Genomic DNA, 26,853 nt, shown 5'->3' with positions numbered 1-26,853 from the left:
TTGATTTTATAGATCAGCTAAAGGATTATACATTGTATCTGCATTTGAAAACAGATTAAAGCCTATCCTATTAAGTTTTCACAAAAGAATCTGTTAATTTTATAATCTGTTAATAAAATCACTATATTTGGGTAACATCAAACAATAAAAATAGGATTATGAAAAAACTCTGGATAGCAACTATTCTAGGAATTCTTTTTCTGGGAAGCTGTGCTCAAAACAAGGAAAAAAGAGAGGAATATAAAGATGCCCATGATAAGGATTCTTTAAGAAACAGAATGGGCGATTCTGCAGTAGCCAATTCTGAACCCTCCCCCACAACTCCAAATACTTCAAAAGCCAAAGCCGACAGTGCAAAAACGAAATAAAATCACAAATCCACAGAATATCTGTGGATTTGCACTTAAAAAAACTTGACTGAAAAAAAACCGGGCAATCAACCCCGATTATAGGTTATGGTCCGAAGATTCGGATCAGTATATTTTTTAGCAGATAAAAACCGGAGTCTTGATTATTTCAGAATCCTGAAGTGTAATAAGTAGTAATGTCTGAAGTTTCATAGCCTGATAGTTTCCGTCTTATTTCATCTCAAAAAAGAACAGGAGCTTTTTAAAAGAAAAAGAGACAGCCTGTAAAGTCATATCCCATAAAACTGGCGCAAATATAGGATAGTAATGGCATTCTTTAAAACAATAGGTTGTCCATTTTCATGAAAATGGCAAGATATAATCAAAAACAGGATCTCCCTTTAATCATTTTCCTGAAAATGAACATTTTTATCTGATTGATTTTCAGACTCCAGATATTTAATATAAGCTGATGGCGAATAATCTGTGACCACTTTAAAGATAGCTGCAAATTTACTGTGTGAAGAAAACCCACATTCGTCAGCAAGAATACTGATCTTGTATTGTCTGTACTTTTCATCATTGATCAGTTTATCGACAATATAGTTGATTCTTAAGCGGTTGACATAAGTTTTGAAATCAGCATTTTTATGCTGATTAATCACATATGAAAGGTATTTCGTATTGGTGTTCAGTTCTCCTGCAAGAAAGGAAAGAGACATTCCTTTGTTATTATAAAGATTTCCTTTTTCAAATTCCTCAAGCAGTTCAAGCAGTTTTGACTCTGTTTCGGAAGTCATCAGAGATTCATTTCTTTTTCTACCGTCCTCAGAATCTTTCTCGGCAATTTCTTCAACAGAGATGTTGGAAAATTCAGCAGGATCGGAAGATGACAGATGGTAATTGTTTTTACTGATCAGATTGGATTGTGTTCTTATGATATTTCTTAATTTGGAACGCTGTCTCTTCTGTTTTATTTTAAAGAATATAATCAGGGAAACCAATGAAACAAACAGAATAATGATGGCTATATTTTTTGCCACATTCATTTGTCCGCTTCCTTTATTATTTTTACCATTAGAACCTTCTTTGCTCTGACCAATAAATGTATGATTACGGGCTGCAATACTATCATATGCTCTGACATATTTCACGGCGTATAAAGAGGCTTTAAAATTATCTCCTATCCCTTCGTAATAATCATTAATATTAGAATAAACTGCTTTTTTAAGCTTAAGACTTCTGGAAGTATCTGCTATTTTTTCTGCTTTTTTAAGGTACAGCTCTGCATCTTTCCAGTTTTTCTGTTTCAGACGTATTCCACCCAGTCCGTTATAAACCAGTCCAAGGGTACAGCTTCCCTTTTTTAGTAACTGCTCTGCTTTTCGATAATACTTTTCGGAAACGGGATATTCATTCAGTTTAAAATAAACATCTCCCAAAACCTGATACGAAGCGGCCTCCGTGCGGCTTTCAATCTGGCTGTCTATTTTTTCAAAATATTTGAGGGAAAATTCTACGTACTGTATTGCATTGTAATAATTCCCAAGTTCCATTTCATAAAAAGCCATTTCCTGATTCAGAAGTCCTGCTGCCTCATTTCTTTTTTCAAAACTGGAGATCTGCTTTGAAGCTTCCAGCCCTTTTAATATATATTTCTTTGCTCTTTCGTATAACCCTACCTGTCTATATTGTCTGGCCAATAACCTACTCACATCCGCCATCCATTCCGGATTGTTGAACTGATTGATTAATGAATGGGCGTTTTCACTGTAGCATATCGCTTTTTTAAGTTCATCTGCGTGATGGTAAAGCTCTGAAGAAAGCATCAGGCTCTTAACCTTTTCTGAGGGTGCCTGGGCCGCTATATAAAGAGAATCCGCAGTTTTAAAGGCTTTAGGTAAATCTTTATAGGCAGTGATGGAAGAAGTTCTGTCACAGATCTGTTCAAAGTCGTTTTTTTTCTGGGAAAATATGGGGATTGCTGCGGTGAGCAAAAACAAAAGGGGCAGTAGATGTTTAGACATAGAAAAACAAATTATTATTCTTATTTTATAATAATTCATCATTAGTTTCACTTGGTGTCTTTTTGTTTTTTACAAAATTAGTAATATTTTACTTTTAATTAAAACATTCTATTGAAATTTAATCATTTAACCTAAAACATCATTTTACATTAATTTTAATAATTAGACAAAAACAATAAACGATTATCTTTCATACGAGCCTATCCCTATATTAAAAACACGGTTCCTGTATAATTATTTTTAATATGACCTGCCTAAATGTTATCATATTTATTACATTTGCATGGAATAAAAAGTTCATATGAAAAAAATAATGCTGATTTCAGCTCTCTTTATAGGTGCCTTTGCATGGGCGCAGGGAATAAAATTCGAGGACAGCAACTTCGCAGCTATCGTTGCGAAAGCAAAAAAAGAAAACAAACTGATCTTTGTAGATGCTTACGCTTCGTGGTGTGGACCATGTAAACTGATGGTGAAAAATGTTTTCCCTCTTAAAGCAGTAGGAGACTATTACAATTCTCACTTTATCAATGCTAAAATCGACATGGAAAAAGGAGAAGGAATAGAGCTGGCAAAAAAGTACAACGTAAAAGCATTCCCTACATACCTTTTTATCAATGGTAAAGGCGAAGCAGTACACAGAACTCTTGGATATGTGGAGGAAAACGACTTTATCCAGTTTGCCAAAGATGCTGAAGATCCAAATAAAAGACTGACCTCTTTAAAAGAGCAATTCGAAAAGGGCGAAAAGGATCAGGAATTTTTAAAAAATCTTGCCGGACTTACGATCTATAATGATCCTCAGTTTGCAGGAAAGGTACTTAACCGTTATTTTCAACAAAAACAAACTTTAGATCAGGATGATGTTCAAATGCTTCTTTCAGGAACTCAAACTACAGACAGCCCTTTATACAAGACTTTTCAGGATAAAAAAGCAGATATTTTAAAATTTCTTCCAGAAGAAAAGTACGAAGGTATTAACAAGAATATCAAGCTGAATACAGTAGCCCAAAAGGCCTATAATGCCGACACAAAAACATGGAATGAAACTTATTTCATGACAGAAACTCAGAAATTTCTAAGTAAAGAAGAGGCAGACAAGATCTTTAAAAGGATGAAGGCCAACAGAGCTTTGAAAAACAAAGATATTCCGGTTTATGAAAAGCTGATTCTGGAACTATACCAGGACTACTCTGGGGCAAGTTCTCAGGAGCTGAACTCTCTTGCATGGAATTTCTTTGAAAATGTAAATAATAAAGCTTCCCTTGAAAAAGCCATTGCCTGGGCACAAGAATCTGTAAAAAAAGATCAGAACTTTGCCAATACAGATACTTTGGCTAATCTTTACAATAAGGTAGGTGATAAGAAAAATGCCAAAATGTGGGCTGAAAAGTCTGTTGAACTGGCAAAAACTTCAGGAGAGGATTCGTCTGACACTGAAAAATTACTAAAAAGCCTTTAGTTAAATAATACATAAAATAAGAAACCGCAGAACGATTAGTTCTGCGGTTTCTTATTTTTCATTGCTAAGATTCCCCCTTTCAAGTTTCTCATTTTAGGATGGGAATCTTAATATTGAGTTTTGGTATTATTAATATTCAAACAATACGCTTCCCCACGTGAATCCACTTCCAAAAGCTGAAAGAAGAACCAAATCTCCTCTTTTGATTTTCCCCTGTTCAATAGCCTCACTTAAGGCAATTGGAATAGAAGCAGCTGTTGTATTTCCATATTTCTGGATATTATTGAAGATTTTATCGTCCGGTAACCCGAATTTCTGCTGAACAAACTGGGCAATTCTAAGGTTTGCCTGATGTGGAATAAACATATCGAGATCTTCAATTGTTTTTCCTGCCTTATCTAATGCTTCCATCATTGTTTCCGGGAATCTTGTTACCGCATGTTTGAATACAAAATTTCCGTTCATGATTGGATATACTTCCTTATCCGTTACATTCTCCGGCTCTTTTCTCATCCTGTCGCTCCATCCATATTTAGAACCTGGAAACTGCGTACACAATTCATCAGCATATTTCCCTTCAGAATGCATATTTACAGCTAAAATATCTCCTGCATTTTCATCTTCTGCAGCAGAGAGTACCACTGCTCCTGCCCCATCTCCGAAAATCACAGAAACTCCTCTTCCCGCATCAGAAAAATCCAGACCGAAAGAATGAACTTCTGCTCCTACAACAAGGATGTTCTTATAGATACCGGATTTAATAAATGCATTGGCAACACTCATAGAGTAGACAAATCCTGAACATTGGTTTCTCACATCCAGCGCTCCGATGGTATCACAGCCTAACATCTCCTGAAGCAATACTCCACATCCCGGAAAATAATAATCCGGAGAAAGTGTTGCAAAAATAATATAATCAATATCTTTAGCAGTCAAACCTGCTTTTTCAAGTGCTTTTTCAGAAGCTTTATATCCAAGATAGGCAGTTGTTTCCTGAGAATCATTCCTGTTTTTACGATGTCTTCTTTCTTTAATACCTGTCCTCTCTGTAATCCATTCATCATTGGTTGTCATTACCTGGGACAGGTCATCATTGGTAACAACATTATCTGGAACATAAAATCCTACTCCTTTTATGGTACTTTTAATCATATAGTTTTTTAATTTTGGCAAAGATAAAACTTATTTAAAACATAGTATTTCAAAATATTAGTATTTTTACTTTATGCCAATTGATACAATATACAGAAGCTCCCAGTGTGAATGGGTAGATGTGGAGGCTCCTACAGCAGAAGACCTGAAATTTCTTCATGAGAGATACGAAATCAACAATCTCCTTCTTGAAGATACCATAGACCCCAATCACCTTCCAAAATATGAAGAAGATGGGAATGTAAAATTCTTCCTTCTCCGTGAAAGTACCGAGCTGGAAAGAAAAAATCTCAATACCATCAGTGATATCAGCACCAAAATAGGAATTTTCCTAGTGGGTAAAACCATTATCACCATCCACAGGATGAAAACCCGAAGCATTTCTGAAACGAAAAAGAAACTCTCTGTGCTGAAGGAAGAAGCAACCCCTCAAAAAGTAGCTTTAATGATCGCTATCCTCATTATGAAAAGTTTTGATGATGAGTCGCTAAGCCTAATGGAAACTATGGATAATATTGAAAATGAAATTTTCCTTAAAAATACCAATCACACAAGCCAGATCAGACGTCTTTATAAACTAAAACGAAAGTCCGGGCTGAATTCAAGGGTATTGGTTATTTCCACAGATGCTATTGATAAGTTCAAACTTCTGGACCTTCAGGATTCCGAAATTGTCGATTTAAAGGATAAGCATAAAGACGTAGTGGCCGATTTTGATCATTTAAATATTCAGATTACCAACCTTATTTCAATGTTTCTGGCACTTTCAGATCAAAAGGCCAACCAGGTTATGAAGGTTCTTGCCATCTATTCGGTTTATTTCTTACCGATCACTTTTATTGCAGGGGTTTATGGTATGAACTTTGAAAATATGCCCGAGCTTCATCATAAACATGGCTATTTTATAACATTAGGAGTAATGGCAACGGTTGTGATCAGTACTTTTATCTACGTAAGGCGCAGACAATGGTAACTTTACGCAATGAGTGTTTATTTTTTAACACTCGCTTTTAAGCACTATAAAACCAAAATACCATGAAAACTGAGGATCTTAATAAAATTCTGGAAGATGATTCACTTTCTGAGGCTTCTAAAGAAAAGCTTGCTGCTTTGCATCTCAACATCTCCTCCAGAGAGTTCTCTGATCTTTTGGATGCAAATGGTAATCAGTATATAGAATTTGTACAGGAAGGAGGAGGTGTCTGGGGAAGTGCACTGGTAGGTTATCTTTATGGTTTAGAAACCTTTGGAATCCGTTTTTTGAAAATTGCAGGAACCAGTGCCGGAGCTATTAATACGGTGCTTATAGCAGCCTGTAAAACCAAAGAGGAGCCGAAAAGCGAATTAATTAAAGAGATTCTTTTCAATTGGGATTTTTCGGATTTTATGGATGGGAAAACCTATGTAAAAACTACTCTTCATGCGATACTGAATAATAAAAATTTCTTTAAAATCAATGCTATTATAGCTGTAGCATTTTTTGTTATCCTTATCAGTATTCCTTTTGTCACTCATTCAGAAACTATTCTGAATGCCAAACTGATGTTTTTAATTCCGTTGGTTCCGGCTATTATGCTCTTTTTCTGCATTCAAAAACTATACAACAATTTCAGAAAAGAGAACAGCGGGCTCAATCCCGGAAATACTTTTCAGAACACCATGAAAAGTGCACTGGAAGGCTTTGGAATAGACACCGTTGCCAGCCTTAACGAAAAATTCATTCGGAAAGAATGGGATCTGAACCTCAGCTACCGATATGGAAACGGTCAGGAATATTATACAATGGCTCTGCAAAGCATAGAAAAGATAAAAACTAAAAACCAGGAGCATATTGACCAGACGAGATATAGGATTTTCTACGAAAGTGCTGTCAATAATGATTACTACAAAAACAATCCATTTTATCTTCTCCGATCTGAATACATTGTTATTACAACCGACATCAATGCTAAAATAAAAGTGGAACTTCCCACAATGGCCAATCTGTATTGGTCCGAAGAGGAGCTGAAACATATCAGCCCGGCAGATTTTGTAAGAGCTTCCATGTCTGTTCCTTTTTTCTTTGAACCCTTTCAAAAAGTGATCAATAAAGAAGAAGATTCTGTAAAATATGCATGGAGATACTGGATGAACACAAAACAAAATGAGATCAACCCCGTGGGAATCTTCATTGATGGCGGCAGCATTTCGAATTTTCCTATTGATCTTTTTCATGCGGATGAAGTTTTCTATCCCAGGTTACCTCTTTTCGGGGTACAGCTTACCAATGATTCTGATCTGCTTTCTGAAAAAGGAAAAACAAGTGAAGAAATCTTAAAAAGTCCTTTTAGCTATGCCGGAAACATCATCAGTACTTTAAAAGGATTCAATGATAAAACGTTCCTTACCAAGCATACATTCTACAGGTTGTACAGCATACAGACCGTCAACTGTGGTACCAGCAGCTGGCTGAATTTCTTTATGAAAAAAGAAGAGAAGGAAGAGCTTTTCAACAAAGGGTTTCAGGCGGCCCTTGACTTTCTCAATCAATTTGACTGGGAAAAATATAAGTATGAGCGAATGATGCTTTCTATGAAAGAGAAAAAAATACTTAAGGAAGAGGATACCCCAACGGTGGGATAAGGATTTTTAAGTATTTTAGCTTTTTATATATCCATGAAAAAGAAACATTTTTTTAGACTTGCGGTTGCAGCAATCGTCATTTTCATTTCTATTCCGATTATTCATGTCCTTAAGACAAAATGGAGTGAATCTGATTTTAAAAATGAAATTCCCAAAGGTTATACCAATGATGCCAGCCAGCTGAATTTAACCAAAATAGATACTCTTATAAAAGTACCTTCTTCCAAACCGGAAATCGAAAATCAAATTCGCCAGATCCTGAAATATGCAAAAGAAAAGAACCTGAAAATCTCCATTGCCGGAGCTCAGCACAGTATGGGCGGCCATACTATTTACCCGAATGGAATTCTTCTGAATATGCTTCCTTACAAACATATGGAACTGGATGAGAAAACCAATATTCTTACAATCGGGTCCGGAGCTCTTTGGGAAGATGCCATCAGATATCTTGATAAATACGGAAAATCTGTTTCTGTAATGCAGGCTTTCAGCTCATTCTCGGTAGGCGGCTCTATCAGTGTGAACGGGCATGGATGGCAGAAAAACCTCCCTCCTATCTCGTCTAGTGTGATATCCTTTACCTTAATGGACGAAAGTGGAAAGATCATCAATTGCAGCCGGGAAGAAAATCCTGAGCTTTTTAAGCTCGTTATTGGCGGATACGGACTTTTTGGAGTGATTCTCGATATTCGTTTAAAAGTGGTTGATAATGCTGCACTTCAATATAAATATGTGCGTTTAAGTGCTGATCATTATACGGATTATTATAAAAAATTTATCTCCGAAAACCCAAATGTCAATCTGGTTTTTGGAAGGTTAAGAATTTCCGACAAACATTTTCTTGAGGAAGCTACCATTAATTATTTTGAAAAAGTAAATGAAAAACCGCTGCCGCTTCCTCTTCAAAATGCCAAAAATGCAGAAACCAAACGCCTTGTTTTCAGAAGTACCGTCAACAGTGAATACGGAAAAAGACTAAGATGGGATCTGGAAACCGGAATGAATAAGATGACCAAAAATGCAGTCTATTCCAGAAACGAGCTTCTGAATGACCACGTATCCCTTATTGAAAACAAAGATCCCAATTCTACAGATCTTCTTCAGGAATATTTTATTCCGGAAAGAAACTTCAATCAGTTTATTAAAGACATTAAACCCATTCTGAGAAATTCCGGGATGGACCTGCTTAACATAACCATTCGTGCGGTGAACAAAGATGAAGACAGCTATATGAACTATGCCAGAGAAAATGTATTTGGTTTTGTATTTTTATTCAATCAGAAGAAAACGGTAAAGCAGGAAGATGCCATGAGATTACTCACCAATCATCTGGTAGATATGGCTATAAAAAATGAAGGTACTTTTTATCTTCCCTACCGTCTTCATATCGGAAAAGATAAAATGAGAAAGGTATATCCCCAAGCTGAATCTTTTTTTGAGCTGAAAAGAAAATATGATCCTGCTGAGCTTTTTGATAATAAATTCTATCAACATTATAAATAAAATACAGCTATGAAATACATCTGTGAATGCTGCGGGGAAGAAAAAGAAGACTGGCCGGCGCTGGCCTACAATTCTCCTTACTATTACACCTGCTTATCAGAAGAGGAACAGAAAAACAATGAGCTGACTTCTGATCTTTGTGTGGTTGAAGAAACTGAGCATACTCATCGGTTTGTGAGAGCCGTTCTGATACAGGAAGTTCTTGGCGACTGCCGGGATCTTGATTATGGTATCTGGGTTTCGCTAAGTGAGAAAAGCTTCAACGAATATGTAGAAAATTATGACAATAAAGAATTTGAAGCTGAATATTTCGGATGGCTTTCCACGTATCTTCCGGATTACGATTTCCCGGAAAGTATACCGACAACTGTTGTGGTAAATAATACTATTGGCCGTCCGTTTGTCTTTCCTCATCAGGATTATGAGCATCCCTTTGTACACGATTTTTATAATGGGATTACAAAAGAAGAAGCCGAAAAAAGGATTAATTGGGTCTTAAATGCAGAAAAAAATTAAAAAGATATAGCTGCTGAAAGAATAAATGAGTTGGAGTATCGAAAATTCAATACTCCAACTCTTTTTTCATATCATCACAAAGTATCCAGGAACTCAAGATACATCGGAACACTTTTTTCAATCCACTCATCAGAAGAATCTCTTTCAATTCCGTAGTAGACGAAAGGCTCTTTATAGTCTGCTTTTATATAATCGAAGGTCAGTTCATAAGGCCGGAACAGTTCTTTCATTGTGTATTTATATTCTCCGGAAGCGCTGTAGCCCTCTTCGTCAATTCCGGCTGTAACCGCCAGAGACATTTTCTTTCCTGCCAGTTTGAAACCACTGCCGCTGCCATACGCCCAGCCATACAGCACAACCTCATCCAGCCATTGCTTCAAAAGCGGCGGACTGCTGAACCAGTAAAAAGGAAACTGGAATACAATATTGTCATAAGATTCCATTAGTTTTTGCTCTTCTGCTACGTTGATCTTCCCATCTGGATAGACTTTATAGAGCTGATGAACAGTGTATTTTTCAGGATTTTTTTGCAGTTCTTCAATCCATCTTTTATTGATAACAGATTTTTCAATTCCAGGGTGTGTAACAATAATTAACGTCTTCATTATGTTTAAATTTCTGATGCAAAATTACTGCATGTAACTTACATTTCGTACATTAGCTACCAATTGTATGGTACTATAAAAAATGTAAGTAATGACTAAAATAAAGCAAACATCCACCAATTTTGCCAATAAAAAAGCCCTTGCTGATGAATGTCCTGAGATCTATGCTTCCAATATTATCGGAGGGCAATGGGCTCTGGCTATCTGCTGTTATCTGATCAACGGAAAGATGAGGTTTGGTGAACTGAAGAAAAAACTCAATAACATTACAGAGCGAATGCTGACCCTTCAGCTTCGAAGACTGGAGGAAGATAAAATTATTACCCGAACAGTCTATGCAGAAGTTCCGCCGCGCGTAGAATATGAGCTTACAGAAATCGGTTATAAACTGGGTCCTATTATTCTGGAATTTGAAAAATGGGGAAAAGAACATAAAGAACTTATAAAAGAGACTTCAGAGAATCCCCAAAGAATTGAGATTTCTACGGAATGATAAAATATACGAATTAGTCAGGTAGTCCGATTATCATTCCGCAGAAATTTAAAATTATATATTGATCAGTTTTTCTATTTGTTTTCTATAGTATTCCATAATGGATTACTTTCCAATACCTTAAAGTAAATAGGACAAGTTTCGGAATGACACCCTTTCAGGTATCCGGTACTCATCAGAAATTCATTTACAATCTCTCCTCCTGTAAATTTGAATGTTTTTTTAAAAAGCTTCATCCATTCCTGTAATGTTTTAGGATGATGACGTTCCAGCCATTTTTCGAATGAACCGAATTCTTTTTGCAGCTCAATGATGGTTTTGGCATTTTCTATGGCAGCATTTACTTTTAGCTTATTTCTGATAATTCCGCTATCGCTCAGAAGCCTTTCGCGGTCTTCTTCTGTATACGCTGCTATTTTATGGATATCAAAATTGTCATAGGCTTTTCGAAAGCTTTCTTCTTTTTTTAAAATGGTTTCCCAGCTTAATCCTGCCTGATTAATTTCAAGAATCAGTCTTCCAAACAATTCATTATCATCATGAATCGGAAATCCATAATAATTGTCGTGGTAATTTTTGTGCAGTTCTCTTCTGCTTTCAGGCTGCATTCCTTCTATAGCTAAGCAATAACTCATGGAAATAGGTTTTCTGTTTTGGTTAAGAATTTTTCCAGGGCTTCTTTTATATCAATTCCTGTTCGGTCTGCCAGGACAATCAGCCACCAGATATTTTCTGCTAATTTATGTTCAAGTTCTTCTGCCGAATCTTTTTTCAGCCATGTTTTCTGATGTGACATTACATTTCTTCCTACCAATCCGGCATCGGTAAGATAAGCAAGTGCATCTTCTTCCAGCGTCCACTCTTTTCCGTTACTTTTTATTTCAAGTTGATGATACTCGTCTCTTATCTGTAAAGATCGTTTGATAATCTCTTCAAAATTATTGGTGTCCATATTGTAATTTCTGTTTTAAAAACTTTCAGAGCATAAAGATAAGGTACGGTTTTGACAACTGTTAGTCAGCAGTGTTTTTAATCTTTAAAATTTAACATTAATTAAGTAAGACGATAGTTCTCTTATTTTTAATAATCATTAGTTTTGAAAACTCAAAACTAAGATCATGAAATTTTTTACAGCCTTTCTATTTTCCATATTCTCCATTTTTTATCAGGCACAGACCATTTATTCCAAAGTGTATGGAAATTCTCAGAATCCTCCGGTGATTTTTATCCATGGCGGTCCAAGTGGGAATGCTACTTTATTTGAGGGAACAACGGCATCCAAACTAGCTGAAAAAGGTTTCTATGTGATCGTTTATGACCGTCGTGGTGAAGGCCGCTCAAAAGATGAGAATGCTACCATGACCTTTAAAGAAAGTTTTGCAGATCTGAATCAGCTTTATATAAAGTATAAAATCAAAAAGGCCCATATTATTGCCCATAGCTTTGGAGGAATCATAGGTACTTTATTTACCCGTCAGTTTCCAAAGAAAGTAAGCTCATTAACTCTTGCGGGAGCTTTATTTACTCAGCAGGAAACCTATGATCATATTTTAAAAGAAGCAAAAATATACTTCAAAAATGATCCTGCCCAGCTAAAAGAAATTTCAGAAATAGAAAGGCTGGATAAAAACACTGCAGCTTACAGAAAGAGATGTTATGAAATTGCAGGTAAAATGAATTTCTTCAAGATGCCCTCTCCTACTCCCGAAAGTGAAAATTTAAGGGAAGAATATGAGGCTGGTGAATTTTATAAAAACAATATTAGAAATCCTGATTCGCCAGCCAAATTTTATCAGAATGAACCTCTGAACAATCTTGATAATACTGCTGTTTTAAAGGAGATTAAAAGAAAAGGAGTGCCTATCTTCTGTATTTATGGCAAAAATGACGGAATATTCTCCGAAAAACAATTGAATGACCTTAAAAATATAGTTGGAAAAGGTAATTTTAAGCTTATAGATAACTGTTCACATTACTTATTTGTAGATCAGCAGGATGAATTTTTTAAATTTATAAAGCTTACATTAAAATAAAGTGTAGTTTTGTAATAATGTCAAAATCAGGACTCCATATGAAAACCTATAAAGCTGTCGTCACGATGCTAATATTGGCGTTTTCATTATCACCATGTTCTCTGAAAAGGGATGTTCTTGATATTTTTGACATTCAGTACATCAGTGGCCTGAATAAAGTAAAAGCAACCTCTGCGTTTTCCTTTGGCTGCGATGCGGCTTCTGCTTCCTCCAGCATTTCTGTGTCAAAAGCTGGAGTTCAACACAGATACAAAGGGGATTTCTCACAATTTAATTCTGCTGCAGAAAACACCGGAGAAGAGAAGATTTTATTCAATGATTATTCAGGGCATTCCACGGGAAACAGTCCTCCGAAATATATTCTGTTTAAAAGACTGAAAGTAAGCCTGGTTTAATTTTTTTTAAATCAGATTAAAATCAGTTTTTTACAATACAATATTAATTTCAATGAAACATAGCATGAACAGCCAGTCTTCTGACCTGGCCGGATTATATACTTTATCCCTCCGCATGGTTATCGGATGGACCTACTTTTCAGCTTTCTGGCGCAGACTTATACTTGAAAACAAACTTATTCCCGATGAAAAGGGATATATCGGAGAAAAATTCAATCATTTTTTACCTAATGCATTAGGAATTAAACCCATCATCGAATATCTGGTTACGCACCCGGATACTTTACAGCAGTCGATGATGATGTTCACTATTATTGAAGCAGTCGTAGGACTTCTTATTATTCTTGGGTTGCTTACCCGCCTGATGAGTATCGGGATTTTCAGTCTTGCTTTGGGAATTTTATTAGGTTCCGGCTGGCTGGGGACAACCTGCGTAGATGAATGGCAGATAGGTGTTCTTGGGATTGCAGGAGGTTTTGTTTTGTTCCTTACAGGGAGCGGACCTTATTCTCTTGATTACTATTTCATGAAAAAAAACAGGAGTTTCACTCAAACAAAATGGTTTCAATGGATGGGGTCAGGAAGTTTACCTGTTTCAAATCCTAAAGGTCTTGTTTTGGCAGGTTCATTTATCATATTCGGACTTACTCTGTATACCAATCAATATTTCCATGGAGGGGTATGGGGAACCCTTCATAATAAGTCTGTAAAACCAAAGCTGGAAATTTCAAATATCTCGCATAACAATTCGGATTTAACATTTGAAGTTTATAGGACTGAAGGGGCAGACGTTTATGGTTCTTTTTTAATAGGAATTCAAATTCTGGATAAAGATGGAAATATAGTAAAGGAACTTTTTCAAAAGGACCTTTCAAAACTCTCTGAAGAAAATATAAGAAATCACTACGTTGCCAAAGTAAAGCCCGGCAAACACAGCCTGGTAATTCCACTGGGAGCTAAAGCCGATGTGACAATCAGTATTGATGATATTATTCTGAAAAGTGAAATTCACTCGATAAAACTGATTGATATCAGTGGTATTGAGTGGATAGAGAAAATTTGATAGAATTGAAAGTTGAAAGTTGTAATTGGATAATTGAAAGTGGATAATTAAATGGTTGATAATAGGTAATGAAAGACTGATTGGAGATCATCTGCATTTTAAATTTCGGATGGAGCCATTTGGATGAGATATTCATAATAAAAGCGGACTAAAGTCCGCTCCTGTTGATGGGTGATAATGCGATTTAAAGTGTATCGCTTCAAGTTTTAAATTTTCAGCTCTTCAATTTCAATTTTCAACTTTTCGAAACGGTAATCTCATAAATACACGAGCTGTCCGTATCAAGTTTCAGCACCTTTGCATCAATAAAAACATCCAGTCCCATGGTATCGCAAACTCCATGGATAAAAGGTTTTATAACCGGCCATTTCAACTGGTCTGCAATCTGCAGACTATGTGTAATTCTATGATACCGGTCAAATCCTTTGATCAGTAGTTTGCCTCTGTGGTCATTTAATTCTTTAAATTCAAAATTATATTCGGGACTGGATGTAAAAATAGCTCCTATCAGTATTTTTGCAACTGCCGGGATTCCGGGCTTCAGATCTGGTTTTGCTTTCAGTATTCTCATGCCCATTCCTGATCCAAGATCATACATAAAAGCACTGGAAAGCTGCTCAATAGATTCATCTCCATAAAGCTTTCCTGCCTGCTTAAGCATACCTCCATAAAAAGCTCCTGTAATATCTGAAAGACGCTGGGTAAGTTCAGTAAAAGTTCCTGGAAAGAAATCTGAAATAATCTGATTCTGATTCATTTCAGGCAGATAGACATCATGTTTTCTGAAATCGGATAATGCCACATAGGTCTCCGGTAGTTGTATTGGATTCATATTTAATATTTTGTAAGGTTTTCATAGTCATGGTTAGGATCAGTAATATAAATGAATAAAGGCTTATGGCTCTTTCTTCGGAAACTGAGAATTTTTCCTTCACATAATAATAAAGGAATAATGAGCACAAAGTGCTGTATACTAAAATCTATGTTCACACAAGAATCAAAAAATCTATTCTGGCTGTGCGTTTTGAAAAGGACGTCTGAGGGAGAGGAAGTCTATTCATATTTTTTCATTTGGTACTGTAAAGCTATAAAAAATAATAAACTCTCCAATAAGTGATATTATTTTTATTGTAAGAAATCGGTCTGAAATTTAAAATAAACAACTTGGCTTCTAATACTTTATAGAAATCCACTATACCCACCCATAAAAAAACCTTCGGAAATTCCGAAGGTTTTTAATTAAAAATTTAGTGCATGGCTTCACTTAAATCTATTTTTTCTTTACTCTTTCTTTCTTTAATAAATAAGATAAACGGTATACAGATTAAGAATGCAACTCCTAAATACAGGAAAACATCCATATAGGAAAGTACCGTTGCCTGTTTGGTGACCGTAAGATCCAGCATTTTATAGGCGGCATTCATGGCAGCATCGGGAGTCATCCCTTTAGCCATAAAACTTGCTTTCAATGCATTTAATCTCTGCTGGACATCAAAATCGTTGGAGTCCAGATGGGAGATCAGGTTAACCCTGTATTTCTGGCTGGCATTCGCAATAAAGGTTGTAATTGCTGCGATCCCAAAAGATCCTCCCAACTGTCTCATCATTCCCGTAAATGCGGCTCCCTGGCCAATTTCCTGACCTTTCAAGGTGCTTAGCGATAAGGATGTGATTGGAATAAACAGCAATCCTAATCCGGCTCCTCTTACCATCAACATCCAGAAAAAGGCCTCTTTACTGGTATCCGGAGTCAGAATTTTATATCCCCAGAAACTATAAACAAAGAATGTAAACAGTCCTAAAGAAACCAAAATCTGCTGTTTCACTCCTTTGGAAAGGAGCTTACCAATAATAGGCATCATAAAGGCGGTTGTCAAGGCAGCTGGAATCATCAATGCTCCTGATTCTAAAGCTGTCCATCCCAAAATACTCTGGGTATATAAAGGAACTATAAATGTAGATCCATACAGACCAAATCCTAATACAAAGGACATTGCGGTTCCGATCCGTAAATTTCCGTTCTTTAAAACCCTCAGCTCTACAATAGGGTACTTGAATGTAAGTTCCCTCCAGAGAAATAATATAAATCCTAATACTGCTGCTACTGTAAATGTCACAATCATTCCACTGGCAAACCAGTCTTCTTCATGTCCTCTTTCCAGAATAAACTGTAATGATCCCACCGTAATTGCCAATAAAGCAATTCCTAACCAGTCTACATCTGATACCTTACGTTTTTCAGCATATTTTGGACTTTTTATAAACTGTAGTGTCATCAAAGTCGCTGCAATCCCGATTGGAATATTAATATAGAAAATATATGGCCAGCTATAATTATCGACAATATACCCTCCAAGAGGCGGACCTAAAGTAGGGCCGATAATTACTCCCAAACCATAAATCGCCTGGGCCATACTTCTTTTTTCAATCGGATAGGATTCTGTAATGATTGTTTGCGAAGTTACCAATAAGGCTCCCCCTCCAATTCCCTGGCATAATCTGAAAAATACGAGTTCCCAAATATTATCTGCGTTACCACATAAGAATGAAAATACAGTAAAAATGATAATAGAAGCTGCAAAGTAATTTCTACGCCCAAACTGCTGGGAAAGCCAGCTCGTCATTGGTACTATAATTACGTTACCAATGGCATAAGCCGTAATTACCCATCCCACTTCGGAAAGTGTAGAGCCCAGATTCCCCTTCATCTCGTTCAGGGCAACGTTCACAATCGTGGAATCCACAATTTCCAGCAGAGCACAAAGAATCGCTGTGATCGTGATGATCACTCTTCGGGCTCCATATTCTACTAATGAATCTTGCATAATTTTTTGTACAATGTATTGATGTAAAAATTTTGTAAAATGTACAATGTAATGTAAAATGTATCAATAATTTAAATTCTGATAAAACCAATTTCTTTGAAAGAGTTACCAAATTACTTAAATCATTCTTGAATACATATTACGCCAATACATGAATACTATTTCAAAGCAACCTCTGCCTTCACGTTCATTCCTGTTCTCAGTTTTTTTGCAATAGCTTTATCAAGGTTTACAAAATCTATTTTTACAGGAAGTCTCTGAACTACTTTTACAAAGTTACCACTCGCGTTATCCGGAGGAAGAATAGAGAATGTAGAACCTGTAGCCGGAGAAAACGAACTTACTACTCCTTCAAATTCTTTATCAGGGAATGCATCAATTTCAATTTTCACTTTTTGTCCTTCTACCATTTTATGAACCTGAGTTTCTTTAAAGTTAGCAACTACCCATTTCTGGTCGTCCTTAACTAAAGAAAACAACTGTGATCCAGCTTGTAAATATTGTCCGGCCTGGATAGGAACTTTCCCAACGAAACCGTCTTCAGATGCCAATATTACAGTATATGATAAGTTCAATTTAGCATTTTCTACATCTACTTCTCTTTGCTTAGCTACAGAACCTGCAACACTGATTTGCTGAGAGCTGGCAGCTGTTTGAGATGATGCAATAGTAGTTTGCTGAGCAATTTGATTTCTTTGGTCAACTAAAACCTGTAATTGCTTGTCAGCTGTTTGTTTTGCCGCTAAAGCCTGCTCATATTGCTGTTCTGTAATAGAGTGGTCTTTCACAAGGTTTGCATATCTTTTTAAATCCTGAGTTGTTTTCCAGACATTTACTTTTGCAGCCTCTATTTGAGCGTTGGCAGTTACTACCGCAGCCTCAGAAGAGCTTATATTTTTTGAAGTAGCAGTGGTAGAAGCCTCTGCATTTGAAATATTACTTTTAGCTGTAGACAAAGCTGCCTGAGCTTGTTCAAGTGCCATTTTCTGGTCTCTGTTATCTAAAACAACCAAAGTATCTCCTTTCTTCACAAACTGATTGTCTTTTACTTTAACCTGAGTTATATATCCTGAAATTTTAGAAATAACAGGTGACATATTTGAAGCGATTTGAGCATCATCAGTCTCTTCGTGATATTGTCCGTAAGAGTAAGCTCTATAACCGTAGATTCCTCCACCGATTAAAACAACCGCCAAAATTATTGGAAAGACTAAACTTTTTTTCTTTTTAGGTTCAGCCGCTTGTGTATTATTGTTTTCCATTGTTGGTATCGTTCTTAAGTTTATTTAAATGTTAAAGTTCCTGTTGTCTGTAATAATTTTCTGTAGGCCAATGCAGCATCTGCCTTTGCATTAATCACACCAACATTTGCTGCAATCTGAGCTGCGTCTGCATCCAATAATTCTGTCATGGTAGCAAGACCATTGTCGTATTTGTTTTTTGTAATTCTGAAATTTTCATTAGCCTGCTCCGCTGTCTTTTCAAAAACAGAAATTCTCTTTCTGGAGTAATCTGTATTCTGATATTCTCTGTTGACATCCAGTTTAATGTTATCATTCAGCAATTCATCTGTAGCTGCCAATTGTTTTTCTCTGGCCTGTGATTGTCTCAATGATGAGTTTTCTTTCCAGATATTGGATAAGTTGTAAGAAATACCTACTCCTAAATTCACAGCGTTGTAAACAGTAAGAAATTTAGGAATGTCTGCTGCTACATATCCTCCGGTAAAAGCTATTGAGGGAAGATTTTCTGCTTTTGCTGCTTTTGTTCCCAATTCTGCAGCTTTTCTTTGCTGAACTAGGGCCTGTAAATCCTTACGATTTTCTCTGGCCTCGTTCACATAAAAGCTTACAGGTTTTACGTCTGAACCTTCTTCAATATAATTCTGATCAACTTCCAGTTCTGTAGTTTCAGGCAGCCCTAATAATAAGTCCATATTGATATTGGCGATATTATAGTTGTTTTTAGCTTCCAGTAACTGAAGTTCAATATTCGAGGTCTGAAGGTTGGCCTTTAATCTGTCATTTCTTGCGATCAATCCATTATTTTCCATTTTCAGAAATGTTTCATCCCTTTTTTGAGAAGCTGACAGATTTTCTTCAAAAACTTTGATAGACTGATTGGCTTTAAACAGATTATTATAAGCCTGGGCAACGTTATAAGCTATAGCTACTTTATCGTTTTCCGTACTCAATTTTGAAGCTTCCACTAAATATTTAGCAGACTGAATACCATATTTGATTCTTCCACCACTATAAATCGGAACGCTAAGGTTCGCCGAACCATAAGCTACCTGATGAATATCCGGACCTCCTGCTCCCCCGGAAAGTCCTGCGAGTTTGATATCAACATTTGGTTTTATGGGAAGATACATATAGCTCCCAGAGACTTTCAATTCCGGAAGCTGTTTGTTTTTGGCTTCCAGAAGATCAGCCGTAGCCTCTTCGATCTTGGCCGCGTCGATCTTAAGATTCTTGCTGTTCTGGATTCCCAGCTGCACAGCTTCATCAAGAGAAAGTGTCTTTTTCTCCTGAGCATTTGCATTTGCTATTCCTACGAATAGTGATAATGCAATCACTGAGTTATTTATTCTCTTCATAACCTAAAAGGTCTTTTAGTAAATATTTTATATGTTTATTAAGTTCTGTATAGTATGTCTCGTCAAAAACGCTCTCTTCTTCAGTATCATTAAGGAACTCTTTATACATCTCTTTAGCGTTGAATGCATAAAATAAAGTTCCGCTCACCGTTGAATGAAGCAGATAAATGGGAGGATTTTTCGTGAAAACTCCATTTTTGAGACCACTTTCCAATATTTGCGAATACATAGAAAGAAATCCCATTTTGGTCTGCTTCAAAAACTCTACAATCTGAGGATTTTTAGTGTGCAGCTGTTCTCTCTGCATAATCCTGTAAAAACATTTTTGAGTTCTTATCTTGTGAGAAAACTGATCTATTACCCTTTCCATCTTTTGCCATTCGTTCATATCAGTTCTTTCTAAAATATCTTTTGAAAAAAACTGTCCTTCATTCATTCTGTATTCCACTAGTTTCTCATAAAGTTTTTCTTTAGAACCGAAATAATACGAGATCATAGAAATATTTACATGTGCCGCCTTGGCTATTTCCCGGGTAGAAGTTCCTTCGAACCCCTTTTCAGCAAAAAGCTTTTCGGCGGCGAATAATATATTTTCTTCTTTTGAAATCATGTCATTACTCATTTTTCAGGGCGCAAATTTACACAAGTTTTCATTCAAATCAAACGATTGATTGGTTTTTTAATATAGATTTAATTTATGGTAAATAAGAGACGCTTTCTATAAGCTGGTAACGATAGTACAATCAAATATGAATTTACGAAAAAAAACATTAGCTATTTTAATGTTTTTTTAAATTTTCGTTAATAAATCAAAAAGCATTATATTGAGTCACTGTTAAAGAATTAAAATTATGAAAAAAATAATCTCAATTTTAGCTGTAGGTTTATTTGCATTCGGGTATGCTCAGGAGAAGCCTAAAGAAGGAGGCTGCTGTGCCGGCAAAGACAAAAAAGAATGTGCTGTAAAAGATAAAAAGGCAAGTGCTCAGTCACAGCATAAAGACTGTAATATGAAGTCGAAAACAGCTGAAAATGCTCCTGAAAAAGATAAAAAAGCGGCAAAAGTAAAAAAGACAGCTTAACAGCCGAAATAAAAAATAAAACTCCGATCGTCTGACCGGAGTTTTGTTTTATGTATTTTTATGAATATGTCTTGATAATTTTATCCCAAGGTCTGTCCATACAATTTTAGGATTTCCATTTCTTGTTAAGTGCAGATCAGCACTATTGATTTCTTCCAGAATGCTTTCAATATTGGCCCCACTGATAAATTTTGAAAAACCACTCCAGTTGAATCCGTTGACATCAATCTTTTTGTATACCAGGTTTTCCGACTGATAATTTTGAAGGAGTGCCAATCTGAAAATCTCAGAACAATAGTTCAAAAAGTTTTTCTGTTTTTCCCGGTTCCACCCTGCTATTTCCCTTGCCCAAAAAATAATACTTTTAAGGTAGGCAGGCTTCTTCTTTACCATAAATGCATCTCTAACCCATTGCACAAATAACTGCTCAAACTCACTGGTTTTGTCTCCTGAGTTCAGTAGTTTCAGTGCATCATTCAGATTTCCCTGAGCTTCATGCACAATCTCTCTGACTTTTTCTTCGGCAACAGAATGACTTTGTTTGAGATACTTTTCAAGGTCTTCGTCATCAATTCTCGGAACTTCCACTACCTGTGTTCTGGAAAGAATGGTAGGAAGTATATCATTTGTACTTTCAGCTGTAAGGAGAATAACTGTCTTTGCAGGTGGTTCCTCCAGAAATTTTAAAAACTTATTTGAGGCTGAAATATTCATTTTATCTGCTCTCCAGACAATGAGAATCTTAGTTCCTCCCTCAAAACTTTTTAATGAAAACTTCTGGTTCTGATCATCAATCTCATCGGCAGAAATAAAGAGCTGCTTATTTTCAGATTCCAGAAAAGCCGCCCAGTCATCATAGCTCGCATAAGGAGACTCCATGATCATGTCTCTGAATTCATCAAATTTATTTTTGCTTAAAGAATTTTTATGGTCTGTAAAAACGGGAAAGCTGAAATGCAGGTCCAAGTGATTAAGATGCTCCACCTTCGCAGCAGCATGTTCATTTTCCTTTCTGAAAATCTCCTTTGCATAAGCCAAAACCATAGGTAATGTTCCGTATCCTTCTTTTCCTACGAAAAGCTGGGCATGGCTCACTCTGTTTTCAGCAATGCTTTCTCTAAGAAGTTTCTTTAGATTATTCTGTCCTGCGATATTCTCCCAATTCATGCTTCAAAGATAAAAAATCTTATTTCAATTTATAAAATTAAGTCTGGTTAAAATGCATAAAAATGCATATTCCACTTTCCCAGACATTGCAATACCTTTTATATTATAGAAAATATTAATAATCTTATTAGAATAAAATGTAAAATTAAATTTTACACAATTTAATTTTAAACAATAAATTTGTGATAGAAAATTTAAGCGTAAATTACCGTTAGAATTTCATCAAGTTTCAAATTTTAAAATCGATAAACAAATGGACAAAGAATTAGAGCATAAAATAAAAGGAATATTCCAGCAGCAGAAAGCTTTATTCAAAACCAATCAGACAAAAGATATTGAATTCCGTAAGGCAGCCCTAAGAAAGTTTCGTGAAGTTTTTTTAGCTCATACGGATGATCTTTGTGAAGCCTTATCTATTGATTTGGGGAAAAGCAGAAAAGAGGCAGAGTACGTGGAAATCCAGATTGTCATCAGTGAACTGGATTATTTGCTGGAAAACATTGATGAATGGGCAAAGCCTACTCCTGTACCTTCAAAACCACATCCATCCGGAGCTGAAGTTGTGAGCAGGGTGACTTATCAGCCTTATGGAGTCAATTATATTATTGGTCCCTTCAACTATCCCGTTCAGCTGACCTTCAGCCCCCTTATCGGAGCTTTGATTGCCGGAAATACAGCCATCATAAAACCATCCGAAAATACCCCTCATGTGGCCAAAGTTCTTGAAAATATTGTAAAAGAGTCTTTTGACGAGTCTTATGTAGCAGTCATTCAGGGAGCGATTGAGGAAAACACATTATTACTGAGCCTTCCCTTTGATTATATTTTCTTTACAGGAAGCCCAAATGTTGGAAAGATTGTCATGAAAGCTGCTGCTGAGCAACTGATTCCTCTGACTTTAGAACTGGGAGGTAAATCCCCGACAATTGTTCATAAAGATGCAGACCTGGATAAGGCTGTGGAAAGAATATCCTACGGAAAATGGATCAATTGCGGACAAACGTGTGTTGCTCCTGACTATCTTTACATTCACGAATCTATAAAAGATGCTTTCATTGAGAAGTTTAAAGCTCATTTAAATACTATTTATGAGGGGCAGTCTTTAGGAAAAATCGGAAAAATTGTAAGTCAGAACCAGATTAAACACCTTGCAGGTTATCTGGAAGCAGCCCCTGAAAAAGTAGTTTATGGAGGGGGATATGATCTTGAGACCCGACATTTCGAGGCTACTTTAATGGATAATGTAACCTGGGATGATCAGGTTATGCAGCAGGAAATTTTCGGGCCCATCCTTCCTATTATGACATATGATGATATTGATGAAGCTTTGGAAGAGATCAATAACCGCCCAAAACCATTAGCACTGTATGTTTTTACAGAAAATCAGGAATTTGCTGATCAGGTTTTAAACCATACTACAAGCGGAGATGCTGAAATCAATAGTACAATCATTCATGTAGGTTCACATTTTCTACCTTTTGGAGGAGTAGGAACCTCGGGAATGGGGAAATATCATGGAAAATTCAGTTTTGAAAGTTTCAGCCACAGCCGTTCTGTACTTCAGGTAAAATAATAATGGGCGTCTGCCTTTATCAAAAAGACTGTTCTATGCCGTAGACAGTCTTTTTTTATATAATAAAATTGATATTCTAATGGGTGAAAAATTGCATTTTTCGTTTAAAGAACGGCCCTTAACAAACTTTAACCACATATAATTTTTACAATTCATTAATATTTAAGATATTTGCGCATTGTTTTAAAAATAAAGAATGAAAAAAATCTTTGTAGTATCATTCATATCAGCTGGATACTTCCTGAATGCACAGAGTCTAAGCAACTCTCCTTATGCAGCATATGGAATTGGAGATGTAAAATATGATAATACGATCGAAACTGCTTCCATGGGAGGTATATCAACTGCTTTTATAAGTGATTTTACCAGTAGTTTCAATTTTGCCAACCCGGCAAACAATGCCAATTTTGAACTTACGAGTATCAAACTGGAAGCTACCAATGAAAACAATTATTTCAAATCGAATTTCAACGATACGAAATCTACAAAGCATTCTACGTATCTTTCCAATATATCTCTGGCATTTCCTATCTCTTCAAAAGTGAAAATGGGAATTTCTTATCAGCCTTACAGTTCTAAAAGTTATGATATTGTAACTCAACAAACAACGGCAGAGGGAAGTCCTCTTTCTCAAAACAGCTTTAAAGGAAGCGGTACTGTAAACATTGCACAGGTGGCTGTTGCTTATAAGATCAATCAGGAATTCTCGGTAGGAGCAAAAGCGAATCTCTATTTTGGTGATCTTAGTGATCTTAATGAGTTTACTGCATATGGGAGTGAATATGTGAACGGATATCAAACGACAAACAGAATCAGAAACTTTAACTTTACATTAGGTACAAGTTATCAGACTATAAATACACGTACTGATAAAAAACTGACCATAGGTGCTACGGCTACTTTTGGAAATACGAGTAATACAACTACTGATTATACCAACAGTACATACAGGTATGCAGATGCAAAAGCCGGTACTAAAATGGATGAAAGTATCTTGGATCAACAAAGTGTAAGTTCTAAAAATCTTATTCCGTTTCAAGCTTCTTTAGGGGTAGGATATGGAAGTGAAAACCATTGGTTCTTATCAGGACAGCTTGATTATAAAAGAGGAGAAGATATCGCCTATTTCGGTAAATCTTTTGATTTTCAGGATACTTACAGAGTTTCTGCCGGTGGATGGTACCTTCCTAACTACAATAACTTCAGAAACTACTTCTCAAGAGTAATCTACAGATATGGAGCTTTCTATGAAAGAGGAAATCTTAAACTAGATGGTAACAGTATCAATAAATTCGGTATCACTGCCGGAGTAATGCTTCCATTCAAAAACAGCAGTATTACAAGAATGAGCGGGCTTGAATTAGGATTAGAAATCGGTAAAAGAGGAACGCTTAGTGATAACCTGATCAACCAGAATTATATCAACCTGAAAATCGGATTCAATTTTGCTGATAAATGGTTCAGAAAGAGTCTTTATAACTAGAATGAATTTTTCAAAAAAAATATCATATAAAAATATAGCATGCCTTTTTAGTTGTGCTATATTTTTTATATTGACATCCTGTGAAGAAGACCTTACGAAAAACAAAGGTAATCAGAGTAAAAACTTTCCATCACAGGTGATCAATAATGCCAATATTGTACAACGTGATTCCGGGTTTGTGATATTAAAGGCAAAAGCTCCCATTATAGAAAAATATGAGTTGATCGACAGTCCTTATACTGTGGCCAGAAAAGGAATTGACATTGAGTTTTTTGATAAGAAAAAGCCCAAAATTCCGGGAACGATTAAAGCTAAATATGCTAAATTTTTTGACTATAAGCAATTTTATGAAGCTAAAGGCAATGTTAGGATCACTACAAATGAGGGTCAGAAATTTGCTATGCAAAGTATTTATTGGGATCAGAGAAAAAAAAGAATCTATACCAAGGATACGGTTTATGTTACTATGGAAGATGGCTCTACGCTGGTAGGCGCCAATGGTATGACTGCCAAGGATGATTTTTCTGAATACACCTTTTATAATAATTCAGGAGATTTCAGTTCAAAAAGAATTTCCGAAAATAAAAAATAAATCTGTTATAATGAAATCGCTGGCTATTGGATTGATGTCCGGAACAAGTCTGGACGGTTTGGATATCTGCCTGGCTGAATTTGAAAAACAGAAACAATGGACTTTTCAGATTCTAAAAGCAGAAACCCTTCCCTATTCTCCTGATTGGGAAAACAGACTCCGTACTGCTATTGATCTTTCAGCAGATGATTTATTGGAACTGAATTCAGACTATGGATTCTATCTTGGCCAGCAGGTTAAAGAATTTATCAGAAAATATAAGCTTGAAAATATTGATGTAATAGCGTCTCATGGCCATACGGTTTTCCATCAGCCTCAAAGAAAATTCACACTGCAGGTTGGAGATGGACGGGCCATAAAACTAGAGACCAATCTCCCCGTTATCTATGATTTCAGAAGTCAGGATGTCCTTATGAGAGGAAATGGAGCTCCATTGGTTCCTATAGGTGATGAATTACTCTTTTCCGAATATTCTGCATGCCTTAATTTGGGAGGATTTTCTAATATTTCTTTGTCATCCAATGGTAAAAGAATTGCCTTTGACATAGCTCCCGTCAATATTGTACTGAATGAATTCGCACAACAGCTGGGTAAAAGTTTTGACGAAAATGGAGAGCTGGCAAGAAAGGGAAAAGTAGATAAAGAGGTGCTTAACCAAATGGATTCATTAGATTTCTATAAACAGTCTCACCCAAAATCTTTGGGAGCAGAATGGTGTCACCAATATATTTATCCAATACTCAAGGATACAGAAACTACAGATGCGCTCGCTACTTTTACAGAACATGCTGCACAGCAGATTTCGAATGTCATTAATAAAAACAATATAAAAGACATCCTGATCACCGGAGGAGGCGCTTACAACTCTTTTCTGATTGAAAAAATAAGAACAAAAACAAAAGCTGAAGTGATCCTTCCCAGAAAAGAGATCATTGACTACAAAGAAGCTTTGATTTTTGCTTTCATGGGAGTTTTAAGGATGAATAATGAGATCAATGTCCTATCTTCAGCAACAGGAAGTATAACTGATCATTGTTCCGGTGTAATCGCTTAGATGAACTCTTCAATGTATTTCGTTTATTAGTTTCCATAAAAAAATATCCAGTACTTCAGCTATAAAATCCGAGCAAGGTATGATACTTCTATACCTTTTACAACTGATCTCACAAAAATCAACAATCATATCGCTAAAACACCTCATTCAGCTAATTACCAAATGGTTAACAAGAAGAAAAATATTATTTTATTATTATAATTTTCTTCTTTCGGTTTATTTTATCAACCAATTTTACTCCAATCTTACGAAAAGGGCAT

26 protein-coding genes are annotated in these 26,853 nt (G+C 36.0%); 15 read left to right on the top strand and 11 right to left on the bottom strand.

Annotated elements, in window-relative coordinates:
• Positions 1 to 158: 158 nt before the first annotated feature.
• Positions 159 to 368, top strand: coding sequence for a hypothetical protein (locus AC27VX_RS21350; protein WP_236855400.1), 210 nt, complete (start codon positions 159 to 161; stop codon positions 366 to 368).
• A gap of 380 nt (positions 369 to 748) precedes the next feature.
• On the opposite strand, the gene AC27VX_RS21345 is transcribed toward AC27VX_RS21350, so the two are convergent.
• Positions 749 to 2,374 (bottom strand): tetratricopeptide repeat protein, encoded by a 1,626-nt coding sequence (locus tag AC27VX_RS21345; RefSeq protein ID WP_488697826.1) that lies wholly within the window; start codon positions 2,372 to 2,374, stop codon positions 749 to 751.
• 301 nt (positions 2,375 to 2,675) lie between these two features.
• On the opposite strand from AC27VX_RS21345, the gene AC27VX_RS21340 reads away from it, so the two are divergent.
• Positions 2,676 to 3,836, top strand: a complete 1,161-nt coding sequence (locus AC27VX_RS21340; RefSeq protein WP_236855402.1) for a thioredoxin family protein — start codon at positions 2,676 to 2,678, stop codon at positions 3,834 to 3,836.
• Between the two features lie 129 nt (positions 3,837 to 3,965).
• Here AC27VX_RS21340 and AC27VX_RS21335 read toward each other — a convergent pair whose 3' ends face one another.
• Positions 3,966 to 4,988: a 3-oxoacyl-ACP synthase III family protein gene (locus tag AC27VX_RS21335; protein WP_488697824.1), complete on the bottom strand. Its 1,023-nt coding sequence runs from the start codon at positions 4,986 to 4,988 to the stop codon at positions 3,966 to 3,968.
• A gap of 73 nt (positions 4,989 to 5,061) precedes the next feature.
• Between AC27VX_RS21335 and AC27VX_RS21330 the strand changes: the two genes are divergently transcribed.
• The 4 genes from AC27VX_RS21330 to AC27VX_RS21315 all read left to right on the top strand — a co-directional run bounded on the left by AC27VX_RS21330 (position 5,062) and on the right by AC27VX_RS21315 (position 9,629).
• Positions 5,062 to 5,961, top strand: a complete 900-nt coding sequence (locus AC27VX_RS21330) for a magnesium transporter CorA family protein (protein WP_236855404.1) — start codon at positions 5,062 to 5,064, stop codon at positions 5,959 to 5,961.
• A gap of 62 nt (positions 5,962 to 6,023) precedes the next feature.
• Positions 6,024 to 7,610 (top strand): patatin-like phospholipase family protein, encoded by a 1,587-nt coding sequence (locus AC27VX_RS21325; protein ID WP_488697822.1) that lies wholly within the window; start codon positions 6,024 to 6,026, stop codon positions 7,608 to 7,610.
• 33 nt (positions 7,611 to 7,643) lie between these two features.
• Complete coding sequence (locus tag AC27VX_RS21320; RefSeq protein ID WP_488697820.1) at positions 7,644 to 9,113, top strand: FAD-binding protein; 1,470 nt, start codon at positions 7,644 to 7,646, stop codon at positions 9,111 to 9,113.
• 9 nt (positions 9,114 to 9,122) lie between these two features.
• Positions 9,123 to 9,629 (top strand): DUF2199 domain-containing protein, encoded by a 507-nt coding sequence (locus tag AC27VX_RS21315; RefSeq protein WP_488697818.1) that lies wholly within the window; start codon positions 9,123 to 9,125, stop codon positions 9,627 to 9,629.
• Between the two features lie 74 nt (positions 9,630 to 9,703).
• Here AC27VX_RS21315 and AC27VX_RS21310 read toward each other — a convergent pair whose 3' ends face one another.
• On the bottom strand, positions 9,704 to 10,234 hold the full coding sequence (locus AC27VX_RS21310) for an NAD(P)H-dependent oxidoreductase (RefSeq protein WP_488697816.1): 531 nt from the start codon (positions 10,232 to 10,234) through the stop codon (positions 9,704 to 9,706).
• Positions 10,235 to 10,325: 91 nt separating this feature from the next.
• Here AC27VX_RS21310 and AC27VX_RS21305 point away from each other — a divergent pair, with 91 nt between their 5' ends.
• On the top strand, positions 10,326 to 10,727 hold the full coding sequence (locus tag AC27VX_RS21305; RefSeq protein WP_236855409.1) for a winged helix-turn-helix transcriptional regulator: 402 nt from the start codon (positions 10,326 to 10,328) through the stop codon (positions 10,725 to 10,727).
• Between the two features lie 74 nt (positions 10,728 to 10,801).
• Here the strand turns inward: AC27VX_RS21305 and AC27VX_RS21300 are convergent, their stop codons facing one another.
• Together AC27VX_RS21300 and AC27VX_RS21295 are read right to left on the bottom strand one after the other, a co-directional pair.
• Positions 10,802 to 11,362, bottom strand: coding sequence for a DNA-3-methyladenine glycosylase I (locus tag AC27VX_RS21300; RefSeq protein WP_236855410.1), 561 nt, complete (start codon positions 11,360 to 11,362; stop codon positions 10,802 to 10,804).
• Entirely contained in the window at positions 11,359 to 11,679 is a 321-nt protein-coding gene (locus tag AC27VX_RS21295) for a MazG-like protein (protein WP_488697814.1), read from the bottom strand. Before AC27VX_RS21295 ends, AC27VX_RS21300 begins: the two co-directional genes overlap by 4 nt.
• A 166-nt stretch (positions 11,680 to 11,845) precedes the next feature.
• On the opposite strand from AC27VX_RS21295, the gene AC27VX_RS21290 reads away from it, so the two are divergent.
• The 3 genes from AC27VX_RS21290 to AC27VX_RS21280 are packed head-to-tail and all read left to right on the top strand — an operon-like array spanning position 11,846 to position 14,218.
• Positions 11,846 to 12,760 carry an alpha/beta hydrolase gene (locus AC27VX_RS21290; protein WP_488697812.1) on the top strand — a complete coding sequence of 305 codons (915 nt, stop codon included), beginning with the start codon at positions 11,846 to 11,848 and terminating at the stop codon, positions 12,758 to 12,760.
• Positions 12,761 to 12,798: 38 nt separating this feature from the next.
• Positions 12,799 to 13,155, top strand: coding sequence for a hypothetical protein (locus tag AC27VX_RS21285; protein WP_236855413.1), 357 nt, complete (start codon positions 12,799 to 12,801; stop codon positions 13,153 to 13,155).
• Between the two features lie 52 nt (positions 13,156 to 13,207).
• Complete coding sequence (locus tag AC27VX_RS21280; RefSeq protein ID WP_236855414.1) at positions 13,208 to 14,218, top strand: TQO small subunit DoxD; 1,011 nt, start codon at positions 13,208 to 13,210, stop codon at positions 14,216 to 14,218.
• A 235-nt stretch (positions 14,219 to 14,453) separates the two neighbouring features.
• Here AC27VX_RS21280 and AC27VX_RS21275 read toward each other — a convergent pair whose 3' ends face one another.
• The 5 genes from AC27VX_RS21275 to AC27VX_RS21255 form a co-directional block, all read right to left on the bottom strand.
• A complete protein-coding gene (locus AC27VX_RS21275; protein ID WP_488697809.1) occupies positions 14,454 to 15,050 on the bottom strand; it encodes a hypothetical protein in 597 nt (198 codons plus the stop codon).
• A gap of 415 nt (positions 15,051 to 15,465) precedes the next feature.
• Complete coding sequence (locus AC27VX_RS21270) at positions 15,466 to 17,043, bottom strand: DHA2 family efflux MFS transporter permease subunit (RefSeq protein ID WP_236855416.1); 1,578 nt, start codon at positions 17,041 to 17,043, stop codon at positions 15,466 to 15,468.
• A 158-nt stretch (positions 17,044 to 17,201) separates the two neighbouring features.
• Positions 17,202 to 18,305 carry an HlyD family secretion protein gene (locus tag AC27VX_RS21265; RefSeq protein ID WP_488697807.1) on the bottom strand — a complete coding sequence of 368 codons (1,104 nt, stop codon included), beginning with the start codon at positions 18,303 to 18,305 and terminating at the stop codon, positions 17,202 to 17,204.
• A 20-nt stretch (positions 18,306 to 18,325) separates the two neighbouring features.
• Entirely contained in the window at positions 18,326 to 19,642 is a 1,317-nt protein-coding gene (locus tag AC27VX_RS21260; protein ID WP_236855418.1) for a TolC family protein, read from the bottom strand.
• A complete protein-coding gene (locus AC27VX_RS21255; RefSeq protein WP_236855419.1) occupies positions 19,626 to 20,264 on the bottom strand; it encodes a TetR/AcrR family transcriptional regulator in 639 nt (212 codons plus the stop codon). Before AC27VX_RS21255 ends, AC27VX_RS21260 begins: the two co-directional genes overlap by 17 nt.
• Before the next feature lie 229 nt (positions 20,265 to 20,493).
• On the opposite strand from AC27VX_RS21255, the gene AC27VX_RS21250 reads away from it, so the two are divergent.
• The gene (locus AC27VX_RS21250) at positions 20,494 to 20,724 is read left to right on the top strand and encodes a hypothetical protein (RefSeq protein WP_236855420.1); all 231 of its coding nucleotides are present in this window, start codon (positions 20,494 to 20,496) and stop codon (positions 20,722 to 20,724) included.
• Positions 20,725 to 20,772: 48 nt separating this feature from the next.
• On the opposite strand, the gene AC27VX_RS21245 is transcribed toward AC27VX_RS21250, so the two are convergent.
• The gene (locus AC27VX_RS21245; protein ID WP_236855421.1) at positions 20,773 to 21,891 is read right to left on the bottom strand and encodes a DNA polymerase III subunit; all 1,119 of its coding nucleotides are present in this window, start codon (positions 21,889 to 21,891) and stop codon (positions 20,773 to 20,775) included.
• A 253-nt stretch (positions 21,892 to 22,144) separates the two neighbouring features.
• On the opposite strand from AC27VX_RS21245, the gene mdlD reads away from it, so the two are divergent.
• The 4 genes from mdlD to AC27VX_RS21225 all read left to right on the top strand — a co-directional run bounded on the left by mdlD (position 22,145) and on the right by AC27VX_RS21225 (position 26,593).
• Positions 22,145 to 23,464 (top strand): NAD(P)-dependent benzaldehyde dehydrogenase MdlD, encoded by a 1,320-nt coding sequence (gene mdlD / locus AC27VX_RS21240; RefSeq protein ID WP_488697804.1) that lies wholly within the window; start codon positions 22,145 to 22,147, stop codon positions 23,462 to 23,464.
• A 196-nt stretch (positions 23,465 to 23,660) separates the two neighbouring features.
• A complete protein-coding gene (bamG, locus tag AC27VX_RS21235; protein ID WP_488697802.1) occupies positions 23,661 to 24,947 on the top strand; it encodes a BamG family beta-barrel-assembly machinery protein in 1,287 nt (428 codons plus the stop codon).
• A 1-nt stretch (position 24,948) separates the two neighbouring features.
• Positions 24,949 to 25,539, top strand: coding sequence for an LPS export ABC transporter periplasmic protein LptC (gene lptC, locus AC27VX_RS21230; RefSeq protein WP_300690081.1), 591 nt, complete (start codon positions 24,949 to 24,951; stop codon positions 25,537 to 25,539).
• A gap of 10 nt (positions 25,540 to 25,549) precedes the next feature.
• Positions 25,550 to 26,593, top strand: a complete 1,044-nt coding sequence (locus AC27VX_RS21225; protein WP_488697800.1) for an anhydro-N-acetylmuramic acid kinase — start codon at positions 25,550 to 25,552, stop codon at positions 26,591 to 26,593.
• Positions 26,594 to 26,853 lie beyond the last annotated feature (260 nt).

Source organism: Chryseobacterium sp. 14P4.3.2, assembly GCF_057799275.1.
This window is presented reverse-complemented; position numbering and strand designations above follow the sequence as displayed.